This window comes from Acidiluteibacter ferrifornacis (assembly GCF_009909615.1).
In the GTDB taxonomy this organism is placed as follows: Bacteria; Bacteroidota; Bacteroidia; order Flavobacteriales_E; family Vicingaceae; genus Acidiluteibacter; species Acidiluteibacter ferrifornacis.
Genome location: NZ_WWNE01000006.1, coordinates 220988 through 243737, shown reverse-complemented (window position 1 = coordinate 243737; position 22750 = coordinate 220988). Strand labels below are relative to the sequence as shown.

Genomic DNA, 22750 nt, shown 5'->3' with positions numbered 1-22750 from the left:
TGAGATTTAAGCCATTTTAGAAGCTGCAACTAATAACTCATTTCTATGATTTTTTCTACATCACTTGGTGTGATGTCTTTTCGTTCTCCCAAAGCACCCCAACCTCTTTCTTCAAATCTAGATTTAATCAATTGTGCGAAGCCTTTGTAGTCTTTTGTGTAGTCTGATAGTTGGGTAGAAATTTCCATGTCGTGAAAGAATTCAACTGTTTTTTCAATTGCTTGCTCTGCTTTTTCTATAGTGTTTCCGGAAGTTATTCCCCAAACACGTTCACCGTATTGAGCTAATTTTTCTTTCTTCTGTTCTAATTTAAATCGGTATAAATTAGGTCCAATAATTGCCAACGTTCGCGCATGATCTATTTCATAGGCTGCGGTTAACTCATGTCCTATACCATGTGTGGCCCAATCAGTAGGTACTCCTTTTTGAATGAGGCCATTTAGAGCCATTGTACAACACCACATAAAATTACTCGCTGCTTCATAATCAGTAGTGTCTTTGATGATTTTTGGAGCTGTTTCAACTAAGGTTTGTAATATTCCTTCTGCAATTCTATCTTGTAGATGTGCTCCTGCAGGATATGTAATGTATTGCTCCAAAACGTGTGTGAAAGCATCAGTAATCCCATTTACAATTTGTCGTTTAGGGATTGATGCTATTACCTGAGGGTCTAAAACAGAGAATTGAGGAAACAATCCTGGGCCACCCATGCCTAATTTTTCTTTAGTTTCTTCATTTGAGATTACCGCTCCGGAATTCATTTCTGAACCAGTTGCTGGTAAAGTTAACACAGTACCAAAAGGCATTCCCACTTCAGTTCGAATTGATTTTTTTAAGATATCCCATGGATTTGCCCCTTCGTATAAAGCTGCACTGGATAGGAATTTGGTTCCATCAATTACTGACCCACCACCAACTGCTAATAAAAACGTAATGTTTTCAGATTTAATTACCTCTAAAGCTTTCAATAATGTGTGGTATTTTGGATTGGCTTCAATGCCTCCAAATTCAAGTACTTCATGTTTTGAAAGGGCATTAATAACTTGGTTGTAGATACCATTTTTTTTGATACTTCCTCCACCATACAGCATTAGAACTTTTGCGTCGGTTGGAATTTCTGAAGCTACTTTTTCTATTTGACCTTTTCCAAATATGATTTTAGTTGGATTCTTATATTCAAAGTTTAACATGTCTGAATTTTATTTTATTGATTCAATAAAGGTACACGTTATGCGAAGAATTGTTTTGTCAAGAAAGCTTAAAAGAATGAAGGACGCTTTAAGGAAAATAAAAAGGCCTTTGACAATACAATCAAAGGCCCTTCTTTCTATGTGGATAATCTACTAGTAATAGATTAATCTTCTTACCTTAGAAACGTGTTTCGCTAAACGAATAACTTGTTTCGTGTATCCAAATTCATTGTCATACCATACATAAAGAACTACATTCTTCTTGTCTGGTGAAACAATTGTAGCAGGACTATCAAACACTGAACAGCATGAGTTTCCTACGATATCAGAAGAAACTAATTCTGGGTCAACAGAGTAGTAAATCTGATTCACTAAACTACCTTCTAATGCTGCATTTCTCATCACTTCATTAACTTCTTCGAAAGAAGTTTCCGTTTTCAAAGAAAGGTTCATAATCGCTAATGAGCCATTTGGAGTAGGAACACGCACTGCATTAGCCGTTAATTTGTCTTGCAACTGAGGTAAAACTTTCGTTACCGCCTTTCCAGCACCAGTTTCAGTAATTACCATATTGATTGCAGCAGAACGACCTCTTCGAGTGCTTTTATGCATATTGTCCAATAAGTTTTGGTCATTGGTATAAGCATGTACAGTTTCGATGTGGCCTTTTTCGATTTTAAATTTATCTTCAATAACTTTTAATACCGGTACAATTGCATTAGTGGTACAAGAAGCTGCAGAATAGATATTTTCCTTTTCGATGTCAGTTTCACCTTGATTTACACCGTATACAATATTTGGAATCTCTTTTCCTGGAGCAGTTAAAATTACACGTTCAACTCCTTTAGATTTCAAGTGTCTGCTCAATGCGGTTCTATCTTTAAATACACCCGTATTGTCAATGACTAATGCATTGTTTATTCCGTAAGCTGTATAATCAATCTCATCTGGATTGTTTCCGTTGATCATTTGAATGACTTGACCATTTACAGTCATTGTCCGTTCAGCAGTATCTACTTCAACAATTCCTTGGAATGCGCCGTGAACAGAGTCATTTCTTAACAATGCTGCTCTTTTTTCTAACGCGGCCTCATTGTCTCCTCTTGTTACAATAGCTCTTAGCCTCAATTGCTGACCCTTACCAGCTTGTTTAATCAATTCTCTGGCAGCAATTCTTCCAATTCTACCGAATCCATAAAGAATGACATCTCTTGGCTCCAATTGACTCTTCTCTTGGCCAATCATACCTTCCAACTTATTAGCTATGAAGTCTGATTTAGTAGCGAAGTTTTCTTCTTCGGCCAGCCACTCACTTGCTAACTTACCAATGTCGATTTTAGATGGAGCTAAGTCTAATTTTAAAAGCTCTTTAGCTAACTCGTTGGTCTCGTAAATACTTACCTTGCTGTTGGTAAAGTTTTGAGTGGTGTTGTGCAATTTTAATACTTCAGAAACACTTTCATCAACTAAAGTGTGACGGAATAATACCAATTCTACTGATTTGTTATAAAGCAAACTACCAATTGAGTTGATTAACTCTACCGCCTGCATTTTGTGGTCGATCCAGTTATTCAATTCGCTTTCAAATTCACTTGTAACCACAGGTTTTCTCATTTCTGTGCTCATAATTAATATGTTAGATTTGTATATGTGAAAAAATTATTTCCATTCCTTAATTAACCCAAGTAGTCCTTTAATAAGTTGCTTCTTGAGGTGTGCTTTAATTTATTTATCGCTTTTTCTTTAATCTGTCTTACTCGTTCTCTAGTTAATTCAAACCGTTCACCAATTTCTTCTAAGGATAAGCAATGTTTACAGTTGATACCGTAAAACAATTTCAAGATTTCTCGTTCTCTTGCAGTCAATGTTGCTAAACTTCTTTCTACCTCATTACACAATGACTCGTTCATCAATAAGTTATCAGAACTTAAACAATCGAAATCTTGTAAAACATCCAACAATGTACCGTCCTCACCTTCGCTAAAAGGAGCATCTACTGATACGCTTCTACCAGATACTTTCATCGATTCTTCGATTTTGTCTTCTGGAAGTTCTAGAATATTCGCTAATTCATCTGCTGTCGGAGGTCGCTCAAACTCTTGTTCTAATTGCGAAAACGCTTTTCTTATTTTATTGATTGATCCCACTTGATTAAGTGGCAATCTTACAATTCTAGATTGATCCGCTATAGCTTGCAAAATAGATTGCCTAATCCACCAAACGGCATAAGAAATGAACTTAAACCCTCTAGTTTCATCGAATTTTTGAGCAGCTTTAATCAATCCCAGGTTTCCTTCGTTGATTAAATCGGGAAGAGTTAACCCTTGGTTTTGATATTGCTTTGAAACTGAAACGACAAATCGTAAGTTAGCTTTTACAAGCTTATCCAATGCGATTTGGTCTCCTTCCCGAATTCGAACTGCTAGTTCGACTTCTTCTTCAGCACTTATAAGGCCTTCTTTTGATATATCTTGAAGATATTTTTCTAAAGAGGCACTTTCTCTGTTAGTTATAGACTTGGTTATCTTTAGCTGACGCATTCAATAAAGTTTGATTTGCCCTAAAAATCGGGAATGCAAATGTACCTTTTTTACTTAGATTAAATCAATATTGCTTCAATTAGTCTATAGTCCTTTTTATCAATGAAAGAATATCTTAATGATTTGGTGTTTCAATCTTCCCATATTATTAGGAAGTAAATCGATGAATAGAGATGTTCGATTTATATAGACTTTGTGGTCTCTGAAAAGAACTGATTTTAGATATCAAAGAGAAATTTTAAAAAGGGCAATCCACATTAACTTTTATAAAGAACAACTTTTTTTGGCATAAATAGTCGATGAAGAAAACTCAAAGACTTGAACTTTTGGTTCATTTTGGTTCAAGCCAAAAGAACATAAGGATGAAGTTAATTCAACCTAAAAACGTTACTTTTGAATTGTACGATGTATTGGGCAAGCAACAAACCATTAGCCGTTTGAACGCAACCAATCAGCACCAAATTAAATTGAGTAACGTACAACCTGGCATTTATTTTTACCGTCTACTTGTTAACGATGCTGCTAGTGAAAGCGGTAAACTAATCATTGAATAATTGAAACTAAGTTTAACCCTTATTATTTTGTTTTGGGCGGTGCAATGCACCGCCCAAAATTTAATCCCCAATCCTTCTTTTGAAGATACTTCAAAAACTGGATGGAGTTATTACTTACCTGACCAATGGCGTTTAGCTGGGGGAGTAAATAGGCAACCGGAATATTACAATGAATATCACGATAAATATTGGACAGTGCCACAAAGTGCTTTTGGTTACCAATATGCTCAAGAGGGTAATAAGTATTTGGGTATTACAATGTATTTTTTATATCATTCTTGGAAACCTCTTCGAGATTATATCCAAACAGATTTGAATCAGTCGTTAATGGCTGATTCTATTTATTGCTTTCGGATTCATGTCAATCTTCCTGATTCATTTTCCCATGCTTCTCGCAATCAATTGGGAATTTATTTGTCTAATAATCGAGTTTCGTCTAATTCTAGCTACAATCTACCTTATACGCCTCAAATCGTTGTTTCTCCAAGCAATTACATCACTGAAACTAAAAATTGGGCAGTTTACAACCATACCTACAAAGCAGTGGGAGGAGAAAAGGTATTGACTATGGGAAATTTTAATGACACCACTGGTATTGATACCCTCTATATGGGTTACAATAGGGATAATTATCAATTTTTCGGCACTTACTATTTCATAGACAACCTCTATTTAGGGAGTTGTGCTACATTGCCGTTGAGTTATGATGGCAGTATTGGGGTGCAGTTAGATAGTGCTTTGTGCTATACCAGCCCTGTAGATGCCACGCTCCATTACACCAATACAGGTGAAGAATGGTTGGATTTTACAAGAGATACCTTGCACATAACTACTACTGTCAAACGCAATGGGTTTGTGGTGCAAACAATACAACAGGAAGTAAATTCCAATAGTTACAATCCCATTCCTACAGAAGCATTGTTTGGAGGGAATACCGCAAAAATTCCATTGCAAGGGTTGGATTTTACTACTTTGGGCGCCAATTATGAGTTGAGCGTAACCGCCACCTTTAATCGGGATGAAGTGAGCGCCAACAATCAATGGGATACTGCTTTTGTGCCCAACCACCAAATGGATGATGTTACTATTTCAGCAGATACCATTTGTAAAGGAGAATCCATTCAATTGGTGAGAAATAACTCCAATGGAAATGCCCAATGGCAATACAGTACTGATGCAGTTGTGTGGTCTAACCTCATTGCTGGCGATACAGCCAATCACATTCCTACAGCTAGTCCGATGTATTATCGGTTAAGCGTTTGTAACACCCTATTTTCAGATCCCTTTAAAATTCTTCAACATCAACCATCGGTGCTAAAAGACAGCACAGTAAATTATTGTCAAAACATCACTGAGACAATTGTCCCTCAGTTTTCAGCATCCATTTCTACCATTAATTGGTACAACACTCCTTCGGCATCTACCCCTTTTTATCAAGGCTATTTTTATCGCTTTAAAGTCAATAACAATCAGACGTTCTATTTAGAAACGGAAATTGATGGTTGTAAAGCGGAAGAAAGAAGTAAAATAGAAGTCATTGCAGACCCTTGTGCGTTAATTATCCCTTCCTTTTTTACGCCCAACGGCGATGGAGATAACGACACATGGATAATTGGCAACACCAAAGGCTTACCGATAGACATTACTATTTTCAATACATGGGGAATGGAAGTGGCGCAATGGAAAAATAGCCCTTCTTGGGAGGGAAATAATGCTGCAGCAGGAGTTTATTTTTACCTCATCAAGCACGATGGAGAGACATACAAAGGAAAGTTGAGTGTGTGGAAGTAGGTGATAATTTATTTGACTCTTTCGACTAAAGCTTGTGTTGAGCGTAGCCGAAATGCTCAAGATGACAAAGTCAAAAGTAGAAAAAACATTTTTTTTTCAAATGTCCATTGAGAATTAGTCCTTGAGGATCCTTCAAGGATTTTGAATTAAAGTCTTAGAAAGTTCGTCTAGCTCCGAAGAATTGAGGAGATCCGACGAAGGTCTTAGACTTTAGGAAGGAATCAGCAGAAGGGAACTCAAAGACTTGAACTTTTGGTTCATTATGGTTCAAGCCAAAAGAACACATGGATGAAGTTAATTCAACCCAAAAAACGTGACCTTTGAATTGTACGATGTATTGGGTAAGCAGCAAACCATTAGCGAAATCGTAGTTTTCAATGTGATTACTAAATGCTACTATCAAATAAAAAACGGGAGCCATTTTGAAATGAACTCCCGCTTCTCAAACCAAATAACCAACTACTTATAATCCCAAACCATAATAAGCGCGTTGTCCTGTTGGATAAATTCCTTCTAGTAAAACTCCACCGCTTTTATCTTTCATGATTTTTGAAAAATCCTCAATAGATTTGACTTCTTCATTGTCCACTTTTAGAATAATGAAGCCTTTGCCTATTCCTGCATTTCTAAATTTTCCGGTTAATACTTCTTCCACTTGAACTCCAGAGGAAATGTCTAATTTTTTCAATTCCTCTTTCTCTAAATCTTTTAATTTTACTCCAAGTGTTCGGAACAGTTCTTTAGAATCATTTTTAATAATATCTGTATTCCCTTCAATGTTTTTTAAAGTTACTTGTTTGGTAATTAGCTCACCATCTCTTAATAAGGTTAGGTTTACTTTATCTCCAGGTCTTTTTTGACCTAGTTTCTCTTGTAATGCTGGTACATTAATCACAGTCGCACCGTCAACCTTTTTGATGATGTCTCCTTCCTTAATACCTGCTGCTTTAGCAGAACCTTTATCTGCTAATCCCGCAACATAAATTCCATTTCTGTCTTCAATGTCTTTTTCTTTAGCAAGGTTTTCATCGATATCTCTAATGTTTATTCCTATGTAAGCTCTTTGAACAGAGCCGAATTCTTTTAAATCGGCTACCACTTTTTTTACTATGTTGGAAGGAATTGCAAAAGAGTATCCAGTATATGAGCCTGTATTGGACTGTATGGCCGCGTTAATACCTACAAGTTCCCCTTTGGTGTTTACTAGAGCTCCTCCGCTATTTCCAGGGTTTACTGCTGCGTCTGTCTGTATAAATGATTCAATAGAGGATGCTCCTGTATACGGATCATTACCTAAAATATTAATATCTCTACCTTTTGCAGAGATAATACCTGCTGTAACCGTTGAGGTTAAATTAAAAGGATTACCTACTGCCAATACCCATTCACCAACTCTGGTTTCATCAGAGTTAGCAAAATCAACCGTAGGTAGGTCTTTCCCATCAATTTTCAAAAGAGCAATGTCTGTTGTAGGATCCAATCCTACGACTTTAGCCTCATAAGTCCTACTGTTGTTGAGGGTGATATTAATCTTGTTTGAGTTTTCTACCACGTGATTGTTGGTAACAATGTATCCATCGCTAGAAATTATAACACCAGATCCTGCTCCTTTGATGGGCTGAGAATATTTTTTCTCGATATTACCGTTTCCGTAAAATAACTCTCTAAAGGGATCAAATGCATATTGAGTTAACTCTCTAGTTCCTTCAGTCTTCACGTGAACAACGGCATGAACGGTTAATTCGGCAGCAGTAACATAATCAACACCCATTTCAGGTGCTCCTCCAACTAGGTTTACTAATTTGGTTGCCATTTTTTCATCATTAGCGGCACTAACTTCGGTGTTGTCTTCAAAAATCTTGTACATCCCGATAGAAGTAATACCTCCTAACATGGCTGCAATAAAAACTAAAATAATTTTTCTCATAGTATGTGTTTTTTGATTTTGATAATCCCAAATTTAACGCTGTAAGTGCACCAAAATTAGGCAACTGCCGTTAAAAATTGTTAACCTAGAATTAGTCAGTATCTTTGCTGTTAAATAGATTTAATTCCCTTTTTATGCAGTTAAAATTTTATAAATACCAAGGCACTGGAAACGATTTTGTAATGATCGATGATCGTGAAAATAGACATCATTTATCAGCTCAACAAATCCAACAATTGTGTAATAGGCGATTTGGTATAGGAGCAGATGGAGTTATATTAATTCGAAACCATGAAAAAATGGATTTTGAAATGGTGTATTACAATTCAGATGGTAGCCAGAGCTTTTGCGGGAATGGAAGTCGCTGTGCTTTAGCGTTTGCAGAATTTCTAGGAATTTATGAGCACCAAGCAAATTTTGTTGCTATTGATGGCGAGCATACTGGGAAATCAGAAAATCAACTATATTACACTAAGATGGGTGATGTGTCTGATGTGGAAATTGGGAAAGATTATATGTTTATAAACACTGGATCTCCGCATTATATAATTTGGAAAGAGGATCTGTCGGCATTAAATATTATAAATGAGGCACATTCAATCCGATATAATGAGCGTTTTAAAGCAAAAGGAACCAATGTGAATTTTGTAAAAGAATTGCCGGAAGGAGTGCAGGTGCGAACATACGAAAGGGGAGTAGAAGACGAAACATTGTCTTGTGGTACCGGGGTGACTGCCGTAACATTGGCACAAGCCGTGAAGCATAATTGGAAAGATTCTGTTTTGAAAATTAAAGTGGAAGGGGGGGAGTTAAACGTCTCTTTTGAGCGAGAAGGGAATTTCTTTAAAAATATTTGGCTGATTGGTCCTGCGGAATTTGTGTTTGAAGGAACAATCAACCTTTAGTTTTCTTCATAGCAACGTTGAAAATTCTTCAAAAAATATAGTAAATAGGCGTATCATATATTTTATCTTTGCCCGATGGTAGAAAAAATTATTATTGTTGATTTTGGTTCTCAGTACACCCAGTTAATTGCTAGAAGAGTAAGAGAACTAAATGTATATTGCGAAATTCATCCATTTAATAATCTGAAAGAGATGGATGATAGTGTTAAAGCTGTAATCCTTTCTGGAAGTCCTTTTTCTGTAAGGGATGAGAATGCTCCTCAGATTGACTTAACCAATATAAAAGGAAAAATGCCTTTGCTAGGTGTTTGTTATGGTGCACAATATATGGCTCAACATTTTGGTGGTCAGGTGTTACCATCTGAAACCCGAGAGTATGGTCGTGCTAATCTATCTTTCGTTAGTCAGTCTAATCCATTCATGAAAGGAATTTCTGATAACAGTCAAGTTTGGATGTCACACGGAGATACCATTAAACAAGTAGCAGATAATTTCGAAATAATTGCATCTACTGAAGATGTGAAAGTGGCTGCATATCACATACAAGGAGAGGATACATACGGCATCCAATTTCACCCAGAAGTGTATCATTCTACTGAAGGATTGGAGCTGTTAAGGAATTTTATTGTAAACGTAGCAGGTTGTTCGCAAAACTGGACTGCGGCTTCTTTTGCAGAAACAAGTATTCAGGAGTTGCGAGACAAAATTGGAAACGATAAAGTAGTGCTTGGATTGTCTGGAGGCGTTGACTCTTCAGTAGCTGCGATGCTATTAAAGGAAGCAATAGGAGATAATTTGTATTGCATATTTGTGGATAACGGATTGCTTAGAAAAAACGAATTTGAGCAGGTGTTAGAACAGTATAAGTTCTTGGGTTTAAATATAAAAGGAGTGGATGCTAAATCTCGTTTTTACGAGGCGTTAGCTGGTGAGTCTGATCCTGAAAAGAAAAGAAAAGCAATTGGACGAGTGTTTATCGAAGTGTTTGATGATGAGGCTCATGAATTAACTGATATCTCTTGGTTGGCACAAGGAACTATTTATCCGGATGTGATTGAGTCCGTTTCTGCCACTGGTGGTCCATCTGCAACCATAAAAAGTCACCACAATGTAGGAGGTTTGCCTGATTTTATGAAATTGAAGATAGTGGAGCCTTTACGATTGTTATTTAAAGATGAAGTTCGTAGAGTTGGTAAGGCCTTGGGTTTACCTGATAACTTATTAGGACGTCACCCATTTCCCGGTCCGGGGCTAGCAATTCGTATATTGGGAGACATCACTCCAGAAAAGGTACGCCTTTTGCAAGAGGCGGATGCAGTATTCATTGATGGATTGAAAAAAGCTGGTTTATACGACAAAGTTTGGCAAGCAGGAGTAATCTTATTGCCGGTGCAGTCTGTTGGAGTTATGGGTGATGAACGAACGTATGAAAATGCAGTGGCATTAAGAGCAGTAGAATCAACAGATGGGATGACAGCAGATTGGGTTCATTTACCGTATGAGTTTCTAGCTAAAACGTCCAATGAAATTATTAATAAAGTGAAAGGGGTTAATCGAGTAGTGTATGACATCAGCTCAAAGCCACCTGCCACAATAGAGTGGGAGTAATTATGAAAATTAAAATGAGATTAGCTTTCCTATTGGCTTTAGTTCTTTTGGTAATGACACCTGCTATGGTCTCTGCTCAAGATGCAACACCGAATTTGGAAATTCATAAGATCAATGGTAAGGAGTATTATATCCATACGATTGAAGCAGGAAATACGCTTTATGCGGTATCTAGAATGTATGCCATTCCTATTAAAGAATTGTTAAAGGCTAATCCTGCAGCTGCAGATGGTTATGCCATTGGTGATCGTATTTTAATTCCGCTCAAAGAAGTTAAGCGAAAAGACTTTACGCAGACCGTTGAGGTGGATGGGAATTACTTGATTCATAAAGTAGAGAAAAAGAATACATTGTATGCAATTAGCAAGGAATATGATGTTGATCAGAAAGACATCATTGCTGAAAATCCTCAAGTGGTTGATGGATTGAAGGAAGGGATGGAAATTAAAATTCCAGTTGCTAAAATCAAGAAGACAGAAGAAAAGCAGTTATATACACCTGCCCAAGAAAATATTTGGCAAACCCACACAGTGGAACCTAAAGAAACAGTTTATTCATTATCTAAGAAGTATCAAGTATCAATTGATTCTATTCTAGCTGTAAATAACGGATTAGTGGGTGGCTTAAGGATTGGTGAGTCGGTAAATATTCCACTTTTAAAAATTGTAGATACCGATACATCTTTTGTTCCATCTCCTGTTTTTGATAGCACCTCTATTAAGCCTGCCTATAAGGTAGCTTTGTTGTTGCCATTTTTCCTAAAAGAAAATAAAGAGGCGCTAGAAAAGGAGAATGTGACATCTGCTGATATTTTTGGAATGTCAGGGTATGCTTTAGAGTTTTACGAAGGTTTTTTAATTGCTTTGGATTCATTAAAAAAAGAAGGGTTGAATCTAAAACTGTTTGTATTCGACACAGAAAATGATACTGCTGTGACGGCCTCTATTTTGAAAAAGCCTGAAATGAAAAGTTTGGATTTGATTGTGGGTCCCATGTATTACAAGAACTTTGTGAAGGCTGCCGATTTCGCAAAAAAGAATCAAATAAACATTGTTTCTCCCGTTAAGCAGAGTAATAAAATCTTATTAGGGAACTCTTATGTAAGTAAGGTAGCTACTAGTAGCCCATTGCTGGTTAAGCGATTTGCGGACTACTGCCACAGCAACTGGAGTAAGCACAACATTATCTTGATTAACCATGAAGGTGAAGAAGACGATGCGACTATCCAGACTTTCTTGAAGAGTTATAAAACAAGTATGTTGGACAGTAAAGACTCTACAATGCAGTCCATTCCTAATGAGTTAATTTATGGAAGCAAGTCGTTTGCTAATTTAAAGAACAACTTGAACGAATTGAAGATGAATGTAATTTACATTCCTTCAGAGAATCAAGCGTTCATTACCTCATTGATTAGCTCTTTGCATGAGCTTAAAGGCGATTATCTGTTTACTTTAGTGTTCAATGAGAATGTATTGAATTATGATAATTTAGAAATAAAGCATTTACATGATTTGAATGTTCACGCATTGACCTCTGAGTTTGTAGATCCTGAAGCTCAAGAAGTAAAAGTGTTTAAGGAGCAATTCTTCAACAGAAACAAACACTTACCTAGTAAGTTTAGTTATTTGGGATACGATGTTGGTTATTTTTATTTGAGTTTGTTAAATCAGTTTGGAGTGAACTATGAAGTAATGTTTATGGGTTATAACAAAGAGATGTTGATGATGAACTTCAATTTCTTTAAAACAGGAATAGAAAGTGGCTATGAAAACCATAGTGTTTTCTTATTGAAGTACGAAGATTATAAATTGAAAAAGGTGTTTTAAGAACACCATAAATGATATTTTAAAAGCCATCTTTTCTCGGAAAGGATGGCTTTTTTTATTTTAGGGAATTTTGGTTGTTAAAATGTTAAAAAGGGCCTATTTTTTAAAGTGTTTACATCTTAAAAATCCAATTTGGATTTGGTTTTGAGCTATTTTTTTAAACCTTTGTAACTGTTTGTGAAACTGAATGCTATTGTTTTCTACTTTTTTTAAGATTATGTTTGATAAACCTTTATGAGAAACTTAATCCTATACTCTTATTTACTAAACGATAGAATTTTATCTGCAGTTGAGCAAATGGAACTCTCTTTACAAATCCAATGGTTTGCTAAATGTATTTGTTATTTGTTTTGTGTAATAGGTGTAATTTATTTGACGGGTTTATAAGATATTAAAATTTTATTAAGATGAAAATACACATTTATCGACCTTATTTCTTATCGTTTTCATTTCGCAATTATAAAATTCTTGATTCGACTAATAAACTCATAGGTTTATTGGGAAGCCAATCTGAAGCCGTAATTGATCAGGCACCTTCCAAAATTAATCTAAAGGTAGATTGGTATGCAGGAAGTTATTCTTTTGATGAAACGAATGATCAAGAGAAATACTTGATTTGCTATTTTTCAGAAAAGACAATTGTTGGGATATTACTTAATTTTCGATTTAAGAACTTAATCAAGCTCAAAGAAGTTTCTAAAGCAGAATACGAAGAAGCCATCTCCACAAAAGGTAATTCATTGTCTTTTTATCAAGGTGTTGAGGTTAGCAAGCTAAAGTCAATTGTCTCTAGGGTTCTTTCAGGGGTGGAATTACTTGCAGCATTGTTGCTTTTTTATCAAACAGATTATAGTGGAAACAGCCAATTATTGGATCTGGAGTTTATGCGTTTTATCGCATTATTAATAGCATTCGGTGGAGTCTTTGGATTAATTTGGAATATAAATAAGTACCTAAAAATATTTACTCGTGTTTTGGTCGGTGTTTGTTTTATTGGATATGCTGCTTGGGAAATTCAACAAGCAGGTGGTAATGGAACAATATTTTTAATCCCAATCATTAGTCTAGTTTCTATTCTAGCGCTATATCTTTGGAAGAAATAGACATATTAACCCCAAAAAAAAGCGACAACCATCAAGTTGTCGCTTTTCTATTTAATGTTGTTCAGTTTTATCTCAAATCGATTACTTCCACTTCTGGATGCTTTGCTGTGTTGAACACAAACTTTGAGTCCGGAATCTCTTTATTCACCTCAAAAGAAGTGATGGTGTAGATGTAATTGGAACCGTCTTTTCCTTTCAATTCAATCTTGGTGACTTCGTTTTTCACTTTGTCTACATACAATAAAGCAGAATGGTATGGCTTGTCATCTGCTTGCTCAGGAAACAATTTTACGACCTGAATAGCTCTACCATTTTCAGTAATGTCTTTGTCGTACTTGTACTTGAATCCATCTTCATAAATGGTTAGTATTTTAGAAGGGTTTAACGCTTCTTCGCCTTCAGTTGTGGCATCGTCAATTTGCACTTCCTCGGCATCTGCGATGTAAGTCCACTTGGTTTTACCATCAGATATTACATTCTGTCCTGCAATGTTCAAGTTGTATTTTTCTCCTTTAGAGATTAAACTACCTTCTTGTTTTTCGTTGATGTCTGCTGTTGGGTTATTCAACTCGTACATAAAAGTAGCTGAGATGGTTTTAAAGGTTTTTGCCTTTGCGCTTAATTTATCCAATACAGCTTTGGCTTTTACATCTTGTTGAGCAAAAGTGGCTTGAGTGCCAAACAGAATCATTCCTATTATCAATAATTTTTTCATAATCGAGCTTTGTATATTTATTTTAATCCATGTTATTCAAATACTGTTCCAAACTTGCTTCGTCTTGAATCAATACTTGTCGTGCTTTGCTTCCTTCGAACGGTCCTATAATTCCTGCGGCCTCTAATTGATCAACTATTCGGCCTGCTCTATTGTATCCTAATTTTAATCTTCTTTGCAACAAGGATGCAGAACCCTGTTGATGTTGTACTATTATTCTAGCAGCATCTTCAAACAATGCATCTCGGTCTGCTAAATCTACATCTCCTGCTGCGCCTCCACCATTTTCGTCAATGTATTCAGGTAGTAAAAACGCATCAGGATACGCGCGTTGATTGCCGATGAATTCAGTCAATAATTCGACTTCAGGTGTGTCAATAAACGCACACTGCAAACGTATTAAATCACTCCCATTTGACAATAACATGTCTCCTCGTCCTATCAATTGCTCAGCACCTCCCGAGTCTAGGATAGTTCTAGAGTCAATTCCTGAAGTTACTCTAAACGCAATTCGAGCCGGAAAGTTCGCTTTGATAGAACCTGTAATAATATTGGTAGATGGACGCTGAGTCGCAATTATTAAATGAATTCCAATCGCACGAGCCAACTGAGCAATTCTAGCTATAGGTTGTTCTACTTCTTTACCCGCAGTCATAATTAAATCGGCAAACTCATCAATTACCACTACAATGTAAGGTAAATATTTATGCCCTTTTTCAGGACTTAGTTTACGTTTAATGAATTTAGTGTTGTATTCTTTAATATTACGAACAAATGCGGTTTTTAACAGTTCGTAGCGGGTGTCCATTTCGATGCATAAAGAGTTTAACGTATTGATAACTTTTTGGTTATCTGTTATTATGGCATCTTCTGTGTCTGGTAGTTTCGCCAAGAAGTGACGTTCAATTTTATTAAAAAGAGTCAATTCAACTTTCTTAGGATCTACTAATACAAACTTTAACTGAGCAGGGTGTTTCTTATAGAGTAAGGATGCTAGCACTGCATTTAACCCTACAGATTTACCCTGACCAGTAGCTCCAGCCATCAACAAGTGAGGCATTTTAGCCAAATCAAAAACAAATGTCTCGTTAGAAATGGTTTTACCCATTACTACCGGAAGCTCATATTTGCATGTTTGAAATTTTTCAGAGGCAATAACTGAACGCATTGAAACGATATCAGGATTCTGATTAGGAACTTCTATACCAATGGTGCCTCTCCCCGGAATAGGAGCGATAATTCGTATTCCAAGTGCAGCTAAACTAAGTGCAATATCGTCCTCTAAGTTTTTTATCTTAGAGATACGAACACCGGGAGCAGGAACTATTTCATACAACGTTACTGTCGGACCTACTGTCGCTTTAATGCTGTCAATCTTAATGTTATAGTTCTCAAGCGTTTTTACAATTCTATTTTTATTGGCTTCTAACTCTTCTTTATCAACTTTAATTGAACCACTGCCATACTCTTTTAAAATGTCAATTGGAGGATTCTTATAGTTCGGCAAATCTAGCGTAGGATCGTATTCACCAAATTCTGCCACTCGACTATCTAATTCTTCATCAGAGAGTTCGTCATCTTCAATGGGGTCTTCAATTTCTAAACCTACTTCTTCCTCTTCTTCTCCTGAAGAGTCTTCAGGCTGAGCAACTTCAAACGAAAAAGCTTTATCTTCTTCAGTTGTCTGATTTTCTTTTTCTTCAACTGCCGTTGGCTCAAGTATTATTTCTTGTTGTTGTTCATCATCTTCTGGTTGCTTAGACTCCTTCTTCAATGTAGGCATCATTTCCTCTTCTGAAAATTCATCCTCAATAGCAAGCTCATCTTCCAGATCAACCTCTTCATTAGAATGAAGAGAGTTTACCTTTTCTGCTGTTGCTTCGGTATTGGTTTTTATAGTTTCTTCATCCGAACTGGTTTCATTTTTCTTAAAGATTCCTGAAAAAGAAAGGTTAAATGAAATGGTTAAAAATGTTAGAAAAGAAAATATGATTAAGAAGCCTGTTCCTATAAACCCTATAACACTTTGCAACCAGATGTTTACTTGATAGCCAAATCCACCTCCTAAAAAGAATAGAGATTGATTGAAAAAGTAACTCATTAATAAAGAGGTGAAAATAATTCCAAAAAATGAGATTCGGAAAGATCTTCGAATAGGAAGCAAAGAGATTTTAAATAGAATTTTAAACCCTACAAGAAAAGTGAGGACGACAAAAATAAAAGAGGCAATTCCAAACCATTTATAGATAAATACATGTGAAGCTGCTGCACCAAATTTTCCTAACCAGTTTTCTGCAACAATTTCTGGGTCCCACAAAAAATCACCTAGAGAAAGTTCTAATTTACTTTGATCTGCTTCCCAAGTGAATAAAAAAGATGAGAATGCAACCAAAAGAAATGCAGAAAGCAGGATAAATAATAATCCGGTAACGTTCTTCGTTTTTTCATCTTTAATAAAGGACCCAAAGGATTGAAATGACTGTTTTGGTCCTTTGAATAGTTTGCCTTTTTTTTGTTTTGACTCTTTTTCCGAAGCCGGAGTTTCGGTTTTGTCAGATTTGAATTGATTCTTCGCCATTCTTTAAGTTCTCAATCTTCAAATGTAAGAAATCGCATTGCAATTTGGTAACACAAATTCACTTTTGAATTGTCGTTTGAAAAGGAGATATATTGTTGTAAAACAAATAGTTTTGTAGCGTGGCTCAGCGAGTGCTTTGAAAAATGGACTCGATCTGACTTTTTAATTCGTCAGGTGGGATTACTGCATACTCTTCGCCTATCTTAAAATCATTGCTGTCGATCTTTTTTTGATGAACTGATTCAGCAGTGAACTCCATGATTATTCCAAAATTTTCAACGGTATATTTCAACATAATTCCAGGTATGCTAGCAAAAGGGGTACCTGTGTTTGGGTTGGGGCTACCTATTTCTTTTGTGTAATAGACGCTGTAGTTTTTATCGCTTCCTCCAATTGTAAACTCCGCCTTATGGCATAAAAAATTTAGAATAGAATCTGTTTCATCGGTGAAGCGAATCGATAGGTCGGCAAACTTGGGATTCAGCTGATTAAATGAGTTTTCTTGATAAGTTGATTGATACTTTTTGTTCAGCATCTTTAGAGTTTGAGAAAGTTGATTCTTTTTCAAATCATTGATGTAGGCTGACCTAAACAAACCCATTCCAGCAGTAATTTCACTTTTGGTCTTGTACTTAGTGAAAATATAGTTCATTTCTGTTGGCATCATGTCGTACATCAATCCATTGGTGTCCTCCTCAGGATAGTAAATGCTATAAACTATTTCTCCTTCTGTAAGGTCATTGCTAGATTCATCACAGCCCCAGAGGGCAATAATGATAAGAACTAGAAAAAGAGAAGAATGCTTCATGAACGTTATATCTACTTACCATTTTATTTTTTCTTTGTTTAGAAAAGCGGCAATTCCCTTCTTGCAATCTTCTGTTTCCCTTGCTTTTGCATTTTCTGCAGCTGCTAATTTTAAACCGTCACTAATACTCAAATGTTGCGCATTTGATATTAATTTTTTGGTCATTTCCATTGATTGTGAAGAATTTTCTAAACAAAGCTTCTGAGCAAATATAAAAACTTTTTCATCTATTTCGACTAATGGCGAAATATAATTGACTAAGCCAAATTTGTGAGCGACAGAACTGTCTATTAAATGTCCAGAAAGAAGTAACTCTTTTGATTTAGCTTCTCCTATTTTTCTCAGTAAAAAAAGGCTAACTATTGCAGGGATAAAACCAATTTTCACCTCAGTGTATCCAAATTTTACTTCTGGAACAGCAAAAACGAAATCGCAAACCGTTGCAAGTCCGCATCCACCTGCTATTGCGTGCCCTTCAACTTGAGCAATCACTACTTTCTTTAAAGAATAAATTAACTGAAACAATTCCATTAACGCTGTGGAGTCTGCTAAGTTTTCTTCATAGCTGTTGGTTTGAAGTGTTTTGAGGTATCCTAAGTCTGCTCCTGCACAAAAAGCATCTCCATTTGCCTTGATTACAATCACTTTTACTGAAGTGTCCTTTTCTGCATTTCTAAAGGTGGTTTTTAGTTCTTCGACAAACTCCGCATTTAATGCATTGCGCTTTTCAGGACGATTAAGAATGACGTAACCAACTCTATCTTTTAATTCGAATTTTACAAACTTCATTTGAATTCAATTTTTTTTGAAACAATATATTCATTCTGCTGAACGACGGATACCACTAATTTTTATTTTCAACTAATAATACCCTAAGGATTTCAACATTGATTTGTGGCTTTGTTCTTTCGAAAACAATCGTGTGGTGATGTTTCCTTCTGCATCTCTATCAATAACCACATGTTTTGGAGATGGAATTAAGCAATGTTTTATCCCTCCAAAACCACTAAGAGCTTCTTGATAAGCGCCTGTGTTAAAAAAGCCGATAAATAGTGGGGTGCCTTTTGGGTCATCGCTATATTTAGGTAAGAAAACTTGATTTTCATGCGCTTCTGAATTGTAATAATCTAAACTATCGCAAGTTAATCCGCCCAAATTAACTCTATGGTATGGAATGTCCCAGTGATTTATTGCCATCATGATGTACTTCTGGTTGATTCCCCAAATATCTGGTAAAGTAGTAATGAAAGAGCTATCAATCATGTACCATCTTTCGGTGTCATTTTGTTTTTTCTCGTCGATAATGGAATATATAGATGCTCCACTTTCGCCAACTGTAAAAGAGCCAAACTCAGTAAATATGTTGGGTTCTTCAATTTGATGTTTGACACAGAATTCTTTAATTTGATTGATGATTTCTTCAATCATGTATTCATAGTCGTACTCAAACCCCAAAGAGTTTTTTATAGGCAGGCCGCCTCCAATATTTAGGGAATCTAGTTCTGGGCAAACTTTTTTTAGTTCACCATATACTTGTAAGCATTTTACCAATTCACTCCAGTAATACGACGTGTCTTTAATGCCAGTATTTATAAAAAAGTGAAGCATTTTTAGGTCAAATCGATCATCTTCTTTAATTTGATCTAAATAGAAGTTTTTAATGTCTTTGTACCTTATGCCTAAACGAGAAGTATAAAATTCAAATGAAGGCTCTTCTTCAGATGCAATTCGAATTCCAATGTTGCATTTGCCATTCACATGCTCTTTGTAATACTCTAACTCTTTCATATTGTCCAAAACAGGAAGAACATTGAATTTCTCATCAATAAGTTTTACAATATTTTCTAAATATAATGGTCGCTTATATCCATTGCAAACAATGTATGTATCTTTGGTAAGGTTTCCTTCTCGGTTTAGCTCATTAATGATTTCAATATCATATGCAGAGGAGGTTTCCAAGTGAGTGTCGTGCTTCAATACTTCGTTAAGAACAAAAGAAAAGTGTGAACTTTTAGTGCAATAACAATAAGTGTATTTACCTTTGTAATTGCTTTTTGCCATGGCAACGTTGAACCACCTTTTTGCCTTATTTATTTGGGAGCCAATCTTTGGTAAGTAGGTTAATTTTAAGGGGGTTCCATATTGTTTTATGACATCTGTTAGACAGATGTCATGAAAATAAAGTTCATTATCGATAACTTCGAATCCTTCTTGAGGAAAGTCAAATGTTTGCTCAATAAGGTTTTTGTATGTGTTGTTCATGTTGTTGTTGATGTAACTGAGTTACTTTTTGATTTAAAATTCGATGTAATTAAGTTAGTTGTGTTGTATTGATTGGTTTTGGAGATAGTAAAGTTAGCAACAAATCTATAGTTGAATTGAAATTTATGGGAATAATAATTCAGATTTAACTAAAATATATTTTTAGAGTAACTAGATTTTACAAATTATGGAGAAAATAAGATTACTGGAAATGAAGTCCGAGATTGCCGCTGGAACACGTGGTTCAAGTATGGGGATAGATGCCTTAAGAATTGCTTCTCTGAACAAAAAAAGCAATTATTTTTTACGTTATCCTCTTCAAAAAATAGCAGATCGAAACGATCTACTGTGGGCTGATAATCCTACACCGTTCGGTATCCGAATCGAAGGGTTGGTAGAGGTTTATCAAAATGTATGCGACTCAGTTAGTAGAACTTTAATCAATGAAGAGTTTCCAATAGTGCTTTCTGCTGATCATGGTAGTGCAGGCGGAACTATTGCAGGAATTAAGAAGGCTTTCCCAGATAAAACGTTAGGGGTAATTTGGATTGATGCTCATGGGGATTTACATTCTCCATACACCTCTCCGACAGGAAATATGCATGGAATGCCATTGGCTACTGCGTTGGGTGTTGATAATGAAGAGTGTAAAGTGAATGATGTTAAGGAAGTTACGCTCCAGAAGTGGAATGAGTTAAAGTCAATAGGTGGTATAAATCCTAAAATTACACCAGATAATTTGGTGTTTTTTGGAGTTAGAGATACAGAAAGTCCTGAAGATTTTCTCATGGATAAGTATGGTATTAAAAACTTTACTGTTGCAGAAACTAGGGGTAAAGGTATAGAGCATGCAGTTAAAGAAGCATTATCGATGTTAACAAATTGCGATATTTTATATGTTTCATTTGACGTAGACTCTATGGATCCAGATGAAGTAAGTTATGGTACTGGTACACCTGTTAAAGATGGTTATAGGCCGGACGAGGTGAAAGAAATGATAAAATTGATTATCCAAAGTAAAAAAGTGGTTGCTTTTGAAATAGTTGAAATTAACCCTACTCTGGATAATAAATGTAACAAGATGGCAGAGACTGCTTTTAAAATATTAGAAGAAACCACTCGAGTGATCGAGGAAAATAAGTAAAAGATTGAAGAAGATAGAAGAAATTTTATACCTAGGGGCTCAAAAAGCCATTCAAACATTATATGGAGTTGAATCAGACGAAAAGCTAATTCAATTACAAAAGACAAGAAAAGATTTCGAAGGAGATCTCACATTGGTGGTTTTTCCTTTGTTAAGGGTCTCCAAAAAATCGCCTGAGCAAACTGCTGAAGAGTTAGGTTTTTGGATGACTCAAAATGTAGTTGAGGTATGTGGCTTCAATGTAGTAAAGGGGTTCTTGAATTTAGAAGTGTTCAATGCATATTGGACTCAATTTTTAGCTACAGTCCTGGATACTTCGAATTTTGGATTTGCAATACCGAATTCAGCAAAGCCAATTATGGTGGAATATTCTTCACCAAATACAAATAAACCACTGCATCTCGGACATTTAAGAAATAATTTTTTAGGATATTCAGTAAGCGAGATATTAAAAGCTAATGGGCACAAAGTCACAAAGGTTCAAATTGTCAACGATAGAGGAATACACATTTGTAAGTCTATGGTGGCTTGGGAGAAATACGGTAAAGGGGAAACCCCTGCTTCTACAGGTATAAAAGGTGATAAGTTAGTTGGGAACTATTACGTAAAATTCGATCAAATTTATAAGGAGCAAATTGCAGAATTGATCACTAAAGGTATCGAAGAGGAAGAGGCAAAGAAGCAAGCGCCGATTATGATTGAAGCCCAAGAGATGCTGGTGAAATGGGAGAACAACGATCCTGAAATTCGTTCACTTTGGGAAATGATGAATGGCTGGGTTTACGATGGATTTGAAAGTACCTACAACACGATGGGCGTAGATTTTGATAAGTTGTATTATGAATCTGATACTTTCTTATTGGGAAAAGATGAAGTCTTGAAAGCCTTGGATCAAGGTAAGTTGTTTAAAAAGGAAAATGGCTCTATTTGGATAGATTTAACCAGTCAGGGATTAGATAATAAGTTATTGCTCAGAGGCGATGGGACTTCAGTATATATAACGCAAGATATTGGCACTGCAATCATTCGTCACAAGGAGTACAATTGTGAAGAATATATCTATGTGGTAGGAAATGAGCAAGATTATCATTTTCAAGTGCTAGCTAAAGTGCTCCAAGAGTTTGGATTTGAATGGGCGAGCGGAATTCAGCATCTTTCTTATGGAATGGTAGACTTACCAACTGGGAAAATGAAAAGTAGAGAAGGGACGGTGGTTGATGCAGATGACTTAATGTTAGAAATGAAAAACACTGCTCAAGAAATTTCCGAAGAACTAGGTAAATTAGAAGGACTAGCGATTGAAGAAAAAGACGCTTTATTTCACAAGATTGGAATGGGTGCATTGAAGTATTACATTTTGAAAGTCGATCCGAAAAAACGTATGTTGTTTAATCCGAAGGAGTCTGTTGATTTTGCCGGGAATACAGGCCCTTTTATCCAATATACCTATGCACGAATACAATCTATTCTGAGAAAGGCGGCAATTTCTGATTGTGATTTTGACACTAGCTCCAAATTGAATACTAACGAAAAGGATTTGGTCAAATTAATTCACGACTACCCCGAAACAGTTCAATTAGCCGGTGTTACTCATAGCCCCGCGGTGATTGCAAATTACACTTATGATTTAGTTAAATTATATAATTCCTTCTATCAAAATGTATCTATCTTTAATGAAGAAGATGCTGCTCTGCAAATGATGAGAATTCAATTGTCTGCGGTTGTTGGAGATATTATAAAACGAAGTATGAAATTGTTGGGTATTGAAGTTCCTGAGCAGATGTGATACCTTGGAAATA

At 35.9% G+C, this 22750-nt stretch carries 18 protein-coding genes; 8 read left to right on the top strand and 10 right to left on the bottom strand.

Annotation, left to right across the window (positions count from 1 at the left end):
• Window positions 1-29: 29 nt before the first annotated feature.
• The 3 genes from GQN54_RS07555 to GQN54_RS07545 form a co-directional block, all read right to left on the bottom strand.
• Window positions 30-1190 carry an iron-containing alcohol dehydrogenase gene (locus GQN54_RS07555; protein ID WP_160632924.1) on the bottom strand — a complete coding sequence of 387 codons (1161 nt, stop codon included), beginning with the start codon at window positions 1188-1190 and terminating at the stop codon, window positions 30-32.
• A gap of 153 nt (window positions 1191-1343) precedes the next feature.
• A complete protein-coding gene (locus GQN54_RS07550; RefSeq protein WP_235933002.1) occupies window positions 1344-2816 on the bottom strand; it encodes a glyceraldehyde-3-phosphate dehydrogenase in 1473 nt (490 codons plus the stop codon).
• Between the two features lie 50 nt (window positions 2817-2866).
• On the bottom strand, window positions 2867-3730 hold the full coding sequence (locus GQN54_RS07545) for a sigma-70 family RNA polymerase sigma factor (RefSeq protein WP_160632923.1): 864 nt from the start codon (window positions 3728-3730) through the stop codon (window positions 2867-2869).
• Between the two features lie 362 nt (window positions 3731-4092).
• Here GQN54_RS07545 and GQN54_RS07540 point away from each other — a divergent pair, with 362 nt between their 5' ends.
• Window positions 4093-4284, top strand: a complete 192-nt coding sequence (locus tag GQN54_RS07540) for a T9SS type A sorting domain-containing protein (protein WP_160632922.1) — start codon at window positions 4093-4095, stop codon at window positions 4282-4284.
• Window positions 4285-6075, top strand: coding sequence for a T9SS type B sorting domain-containing protein (locus GQN54_RS07535; protein ID WP_160632921.1), 1791 nt, complete (start codon window positions 4285-4287; stop codon window positions 6073-6075).
• A gap of 154 nt (window positions 6076-6229) precedes the next feature.
• Here the strand turns inward: GQN54_RS07535 and GQN54_RS15310 are convergent, their stop codons facing one another.
• Complete coding sequence (locus tag GQN54_RS15310; RefSeq protein ID WP_207554851.1) at window positions 6230-6496, bottom strand: hypothetical protein; 267 nt, start codon at window positions 6494-6496, stop codon at window positions 6230-6232.
• A 42-nt stretch (window positions 6497-6538) separates the two neighbouring features.
• On the bottom strand, window positions 6539-8002 hold the full coding sequence (locus GQN54_RS07530; RefSeq protein ID WP_160632920.1) for a Do family serine endopeptidase: 1464 nt from the start codon (window positions 8000-8002) through the stop codon (window positions 6539-6541).
• Between the two features lie 134 nt (window positions 8003-8136).
• Here GQN54_RS07530 and dapF point away from each other — a divergent pair, with 134 nt between their 5' ends.
• The 4 genes from dapF (at window position 8137) to GQN54_RS07510 (ending at window position 13444) form a co-directional block, all read left to right on the top strand.
• Complete coding sequence (gene dapF, locus GQN54_RS07525; RefSeq protein WP_160632919.1) at window positions 8137-8907, top strand: diaminopimelate epimerase; 771 nt, start codon at window positions 8137-8139, stop codon at window positions 8905-8907.
• A gap of 75 nt (window positions 8908-8982) precedes the next feature.
• Window positions 8983-10515, top strand: a complete 1533-nt coding sequence (gene guaA / locus GQN54_RS07520; RefSeq protein WP_160632918.1) for a glutamine-hydrolyzing GMP synthase — start codon at window positions 8983-8985, stop codon at window positions 10513-10515.
• 2 nt (window positions 10516-10517) lie between these two features.
• Window positions 10518-12341 (top strand): LysM peptidoglycan-binding domain-containing protein, encoded by a 1824-nt coding sequence (locus GQN54_RS07515; RefSeq protein ID WP_160632917.1) that lies wholly within the window; start codon window positions 10518-10520, stop codon window positions 12339-12341.
• A gap of 407 nt (window positions 12342-12748) precedes the next feature.
• On the top strand, window positions 12749-13444 hold the full coding sequence (locus GQN54_RS07510) for a hypothetical protein (RefSeq protein ID WP_160632916.1): 696 nt from the start codon (window positions 12749-12751) through the stop codon (window positions 13442-13444).
• 67 nt (window positions 13445-13511) lie between these two features.
• Here GQN54_RS07510 and GQN54_RS07505 read toward each other — a convergent pair whose 3' ends face one another.
• The 5 genes from GQN54_RS07505 to GQN54_RS07485 all read right to left on the bottom strand — a co-directional run bounded on the left by GQN54_RS07505 (window position 13512) and on the right by GQN54_RS07485 (window position 19807).
• Window positions 13512-14159 carry a LolA family protein gene (locus GQN54_RS07505; protein ID WP_160632915.1) on the bottom strand — a complete coding sequence of 216 codons (648 nt, stop codon included), beginning with the start codon at window positions 14157-14159 and terminating at the stop codon, window positions 13512-13514.
• 22 nt (window positions 14160-14181) lie between these two features.
• Window positions 14182-16737 (bottom strand): FtsK/SpoIIIE family DNA translocase, encoded by a 2556-nt coding sequence (locus GQN54_RS07500; protein WP_160632914.1) that lies wholly within the window; start codon window positions 16735-16737, stop codon window positions 14182-14184.
• 124 nt (window positions 16738-16861) lie between these two features.
• Complete coding sequence (locus GQN54_RS07495) at window positions 16862-17545, bottom strand: hypothetical protein (protein ID WP_160632913.1); 684 nt, start codon at window positions 17543-17545, stop codon at window positions 16862-16864.
• A 15-nt stretch (window positions 17546-17560) separates the two neighbouring features.
• Window positions 17561-18334 carry an enoyl-CoA hydratase/isomerase family protein gene (locus tag GQN54_RS07490; protein ID WP_160632912.1) on the bottom strand — a complete coding sequence of 258 codons (774 nt, stop codon included), beginning with the start codon at window positions 18332-18334 and terminating at the stop codon, window positions 17561-17563.
• Between the two features lie 72 nt (window positions 18335-18406).
• Window positions 18407-19807, bottom strand: a complete 1401-nt coding sequence (locus GQN54_RS07485) for a type III PLP-dependent enzyme domain-containing protein (RefSeq protein ID WP_160632911.1) — start codon at window positions 19805-19807, stop codon at window positions 18407-18409.
• Window positions 19808-19994: 187 nt separating this feature from the next.
• On the opposite strand from GQN54_RS07485, the gene GQN54_RS07480 reads away from it, so the two are divergent.
• Window positions 19995-20951, top strand: coding sequence for an arginase (locus GQN54_RS07480; protein WP_207554850.1), 957 nt, complete (start codon window positions 19995-19997; stop codon window positions 20949-20951).
• Between the two features lie 4 nt (window positions 20952-20955).
• On the top strand, window positions 20956-22737 hold the full coding sequence (gene argS / locus GQN54_RS07475; protein WP_160632910.1) for an arginine--tRNA ligase: 1782 nt from the start codon (window positions 20956-20958) through the stop codon (window positions 22735-22737).
• Window positions 22738-22750 lie beyond the last annotated feature (13 nt).

What these genes read in the sequence shown, in the direction of transcription:
- GQN54_RS07555 (WP_160632924.1), bottom strand. Translation starts at nt 1,190, where the DNA reads ATGTTAAACTTTGAATATAAGAATCCAACTAAAATCATATTTGGAAAA.
- GQN54_RS07550 (WP_235933002.1), bottom strand. Translation starts at nt 2,816, where the DNA reads ATGAGCACAGAAATGAGAAAACCTGTGGTTACAAGTGAATTTGAAAGC.
- GQN54_RS07545 (WP_160632923.1), bottom strand. Translation starts at nt 3,730, where the DNA reads ATGCGTCAGCTAAAGATAACCAAGTCTATAACTAACAGAGAAAGTGCC.
- GQN54_RS07540 (WP_160632922.1), top strand. Translation starts at nt 4,093, where the DNA reads ATGAAGTTAATTCAACCTAAAAACGTTACTTTTGAATTGTACGATGTA.
- GQN54_RS15310 (WP_207554851.1), bottom strand. Translation starts at nt 6,496, where the DNA reads ATGGCTCCCGTTTTTTATTTGATAGTAGCATTTAGTAATCACATTGAA.
- GQN54_RS07530 (WP_160632920.1), bottom strand. Translation starts at nt 8,002, where the DNA reads ATGAGAAAAATTATTTTAGTTTTTATTGCAGCCATGTTAGGAGGTATT.
- dapF (WP_160632919.1), top strand. Translation starts at nt 8,137, where the DNA reads ATGCAGTTAAAATTTTATAAATACCAAGGCACTGGAAACGATTTTGTA.
- guaA (WP_160632918.1), top strand. Translation starts at nt 8,983, where the DNA reads ATGGTAGAAAAAATTATTATTGTTGATTTTGGTTCTCAGTACACCCAG.
- GQN54_RS07515 (WP_160632917.1), top strand. Translation starts at nt 10,518, where the DNA reads ATGAAAATTAAAATGAGATTAGCTTTCCTATTGGCTTTAGTTCTTTTG.
- GQN54_RS07510 (WP_160632916.1), top strand. Translation starts at nt 12,749, where the DNA reads ATGAAAATACACATTTATCGACCTTATTTCTTATCGTTTTCATTTCGC.
- GQN54_RS07505 (WP_160632915.1), bottom strand. Translation starts at nt 14,159, where the DNA reads ATGAAAAAATTATTGATAATAGGAATGATTCTGTTTGGCACTCAAGCC.
- GQN54_RS07500 (WP_160632914.1), bottom strand. Translation starts at nt 16,737, where the DNA reads ATGGCGAAGAATCAATTCAAATCTGACAAAACCGAAACTCCGGCTTCG.
- GQN54_RS07495 (WP_160632913.1), bottom strand. Translation starts at nt 17,545, where the DNA reads ATGAAGCATTCTTCTCTTTTTCTAGTTCTTATCATTATTGCCCTCTGG.
- GQN54_RS07490 (WP_160632912.1), bottom strand. Translation starts at nt 18,334, where the DNA reads ATGAAGTTTGTAAAATTCGAATTAAAAGATAGAGTTGGTTACGTCATT.
- GQN54_RS07485 (WP_160632911.1), bottom strand. Translation starts at nt 19,807, where the DNA reads ATGAACAACACATACAAAAACCTTATTGAGCAAACATTTGACTTTCCT.
- GQN54_RS07480 (WP_207554850.1), top strand. Translation starts at nt 19,995, where the DNA reads ATGGAGAAAATAAGATTACTGGAAATGAAGTCCGAGATTGCCGCTGGA.